At 72.0% G+C, this 3,993-nt stretch carries 2 protein-coding genes; both read left to right on the top strand.

The features are described 5' to 3' along the window. The coding region (locus tag G4D87_RS34510; RefSeq protein ID WP_205507832.1) for a type I polyketide synthase at positions 1 to 2,990 on the top strand (2,990 nt) is incomplete at its 5' end. A gap of 11 nt (positions 2,991 to 3,001) precedes the next feature. Then, on the top strand, positions 3,002 to 3,993 hold a 992-nt coding region (locus tag G4D87_RS34505), incomplete at its 3' end, for a beta-ketoacyl [acyl carrier protein] synthase domain-containing protein (protein WP_163786921.1).

The raw sequence follows: 3,993 nt of genomic DNA, 5'->3' as shown, positions 1-3,993 counted from the left end.
AGACGGCGCTGGAGGCGTTGGGTGCGCTGTACGTGAAGGGAGTGGAGGTGGCGTGGGGGGAGTACGAGAAGCCGTACGCGCGACGGACGGTGGCCCTGCCCACGTACCCCTTCCAGCGGCAGCGCTACTGGTGGACCCGCGACACCCAGGGCCGCGGGGCGCTGCTCGCGCCGCGTGAGTCGAAGGCCCTCAAGCCGCACCTGGGGACTCGGCTGTACTCGCCCGCGTTCGACGACATCATCTACAGCACGACGCTCGGGGCGTTCCGTCCGGCGTACCTCGATGACCATCGCCTCTACGGCACGGTCGTCACGCCCGCGGCCTCACACCTGTCGATGGTCCTCTCGGCGGTGGCGGAGACGTTCGGTCCGCTCGCCTGCACGCTGGAGAACCTCACGTTCCACCAGGCGTTGGTGCTCGCGGATGACGAACTGCGCCCGCTCCAGCTCATCTTCTCGCCGCACGCGGAGGGCTACTCCTTCAAGCTGATGACGCAGGGCGAGTCCGGTGACTGGGTGCTGCACGGCACGGGGGAGCTTCGCGTGGACCCGTCGCGGGTGTCCTCGCCTCGGCCGCTGCCCGCGCGCGAGGACGTGCTGTCGCGCTGCACCGAGGCGCGCTCGGGCGACGACTTCTACACGTTCTTCCGCGCCATGGGCTACACGCTGGGCCCCAGCTTCCGCTGGATTGGCCCCTTCCAGCGCAGCCAGGACGAGGCCTTCGGTCAGATGCGGCAGCCCGAGCTGCCCGACTCACCGGACAACTACGCGCTCTACCCCGGCCTCATCGATTCGTGCTTCCAGATGCTCGCCAACTGGATGGTGAGCGACGCGACGAGCCTGGCGGACGCGCTGGCGATTCCCTTCAGCGTCTCGCAGCTCAACTTCTTCCGGCGCCCGGAAGGGCCGCTGTGGTGCTACGCGAAGTCCACGGCGGGCGAGCGCGCCGTCTCGGAGGAGGTCCTCAGCGGCGACGTCCAGCTCTTCGACGAGCACGGCCCGGTGGCGGAGATCCTCGGCTTCCATGCTCGCCGCGCCAGCCGGGAGGTCCTCCAGGCCAGCACGCACAAGAAGTCCGAGGAGCGCGTCTACGAGGTGGCCTGGACACCGTCGCCCCTGCCGCCCGCGCCGCTGCCCGTGTCGCAGCCGCGTCCGTGGCTGCTGTTGGTGGATGCTCAGGGCGTCGGAGCGCGGCTCGCCGCCCGGCTGGAGGCGCGCGGTGAGTCCGTCATCCGCGTGCGTCCGGGCACCGCGTTCCGGGCCACGGCCGACAGGCACTTCGACGTCGATGCGCGCAGCCCGTCCGACCTCAGCCGGTTGCTGCGCGAGGCGCTGAACGGCGCCCCGTGCGCGGGGGCCGTCTACCTGTGGGGGCTCGACTCCTCCGCGGAGGAGACGCGGTCCGCGCAGGCCCTTCAGCAGGCGACGCTCGAGGCCACGACGGGCGCGCTGCACCTGACGCAGGCGCTCGTCGCCAGTGGCAGCCCGGCGCCCCTGTGGCTCGTCACGCGAGGGGCACAGCCGGCGGATGGCGTGGCGGTGTCCTCGCCCGTGCAGTCCTCGCTGTGGGGCCTGGGGCGCGTCATCGACCTGGAGCACGGTGAGCTGCGCTGCGGCCGAGTTGATCTGGACTCGAGGGACCCGGAGGGCGGCGTGGAGTCGCTGCTCACCGAATTGCTGCGCTCCGAGGAGGCGCCGGGCCTGGAGGTGGCCTTCCGCGGGCAGAAGCGCTTCCGGTCCCAGCTCCAGCGCGCGAAGGGCACGATGGAGGACTCCCCCGCCTTCCGCGCCGACGGCGTGTACCTGATTACCGGCGGGCTGGGGGCGCTCGGCCTGTCGGTGGCGCGGTGGCTGGTGGAGCACGGCGCGCGTCACCTGGTCCTCGTGGGGCGGCGCGCGCCCACGGAGGAGGCCCGCTCGGCGCTCCACGCGTTGGAGCAGGCGGGGGCCACCGTCACCGTGGCTTCGGCGGACGTGGCGCGGGAGGCGGACGTCGCGGCGCTCCTGGCGCGCATCGACGCGGGGCCGGTGCCGCTGCGAGGACTCTTCCACGCGGCGGGCCTCGTGGAGGACGGGGCTCTGGTGCAGCAGGACCTCCAGCGCTTCGAGCGGGTGATGACGCCCAAGGTGGCCGGTGCGTGGAACCTCCACCGCCTCACCGAGGGCCGGCCGCTGGAGCACTTCGTGCTCTTCTCGTCGGCCGCGGCGCTGCTGGGCTCTCCGGGCCAGGGTGGGTATGCGGCGGCCAACGCCTTCCTGGACGGCCTGGCGCACCTGCGGCGTGCCCGGGGCCTGCCGGCGCTCTCGCTCGACTGGGGCCCGTGGGCCGAGGTGGGCATGGCCACCAACGCGCAGGTGGCCAGGGCGCTGGAGCGCCGAGGCATCCGCGCGCTGCCCACGGCCCAGGGGCTGGAGCTGCTGGGCAAGGCGCTGGGGCAGCGTCAGGCGCAGCTGGGCCTCATGAGCATCCGGTGGCCGGCGTACATCGAGGGCCTGGGCCGGCTGGGGCGCTCGGCCTTCTACGGGGCGGTGGCGCCCGCGCGGAAGGAGGCGCCGCGCGCGAGCGCTCCGGCGCCGAAGAAGCAGTGGTTGGCGGAGCTCCAGGGCGCGCTGCCACATGCGCGGCGCGGGCTGCTCGTCCGCAGGCTCCAGGAGGCAGTGGGGCGCGTGCTCCGGCTGGAGGTGGCGGGGGTGGACTGGAGCCAGGGCTTCACGGACCTGGGCATGGACTCGCTGATGGCCATCGAGCTGCGCAACGCCCTGCAGGACGGGCTTGGGCAGTCGCTGCCTTCGACGGTCGCGATGAACCACCCCAACGTGGAGTTCCTCGCCGACCACCTCATCGAGGCTGTCTTGAAGTTCAACGACGAGAAGAAGCCCGCCGTGGCGCGTGAGGTGCCTGGCGATGGCGAGCTCGAGGTGAGCCTCGACGCGCTCTCCGACGCGGAGCTGGCTCGGCTGGCGCTCGCGGACCTGGCAACGGATTCCTGAGGAACATCGACATGACGACCGAGGACATCAACTACCGGCAGATTGTGCAGCAGCAGCTCGTGAAGATTCGGAAGCTGGAGGCCCGGCTGGAGAAGGCCGAGTCGACGCCTCGCGCGGAGCCCATCGCCATCGTCGGGATGGCGTGCCGCTTCCCGGGTGGGGTCACCACGCCGGAGGCGTACTGGGCGCTGCTGCGCGACGGCGTGGACGCCACGACGGAGGTCCCGGCGGACCGCTGGGACGTGGAAGCGCTCTATGACGCGAAGCCGCAGGTGCCGGGGAAGATCAACACCCGTCGCGGCGGCTTCCTGAAGGACGTGGACCAGTTCGACGCCCAGTTCTTCGGCATCTCTCCGCGCGAGGCCGCGGCGATGGACCCGCAGCAGCGGTTGCTGCTGGAGGTCGGCTGGGAGGCGCTGGAGCGCGCGGGGCATCCGGTGGAGCGCCGGGCCCGCCAGCGCGTGGGCGTCTTCGTCGGCGTGATGAACACCGACTACAGCCAGCGCCTGCTGGCGAACGCGGACCTGTCCCAACTGGACCCGTACTTCGGCACGGCCAAGGGCGCCTGCTTCAGCGCGGGGCGCCTGTCGTATGCCCTGGGCTTCCAGGGGCCGAGCATGGCGGTGGACACGGCGTGCTCGTCGTCGCTCGTCGCGCTGCACCTGGCCATCCAGAGCTTGCGCCTGGGCGAGTGCCCCGTGGCGCTCGCGGGTGGCGTGAACCTCATCCTCTCCCCGGAGCTCAGCGTCTACCTGTCGAGCAGCGGCGCGCTGTCTCCCGACGGCCGGTGCAAGACCTTCGACGCCTCCGCGGACGGCTATGCCCGCGGTGAGGGCTGCGGCGTGCTGGTGCTGAAGCGGCTGTCGGAGGCGGTGGCGGACGGGAATGAAGTGCTGGCGGTGATTCGGGGGACAGCGGTGAACCACGACGGGCCGAGCAGCGGACTGACGGTGCCGAACGGGATGGCGCAGCAGGCGGTGATTCGGCAGGCGCTGGAGAACGG

It is taken from the genome of Myxococcus vastator, assembly GCF_010894475.1.
Taxonomy (GTDB): domain Bacteria; phylum Myxococcota; class Myxococcia; order Myxococcales; family Myxococcaceae; genus Myxococcus; species Myxococcus vastator.
Note: the sequence above shows the minus strand (reverse complement) of the source record. Positions and strands in the feature narration are given on the sequence as shown.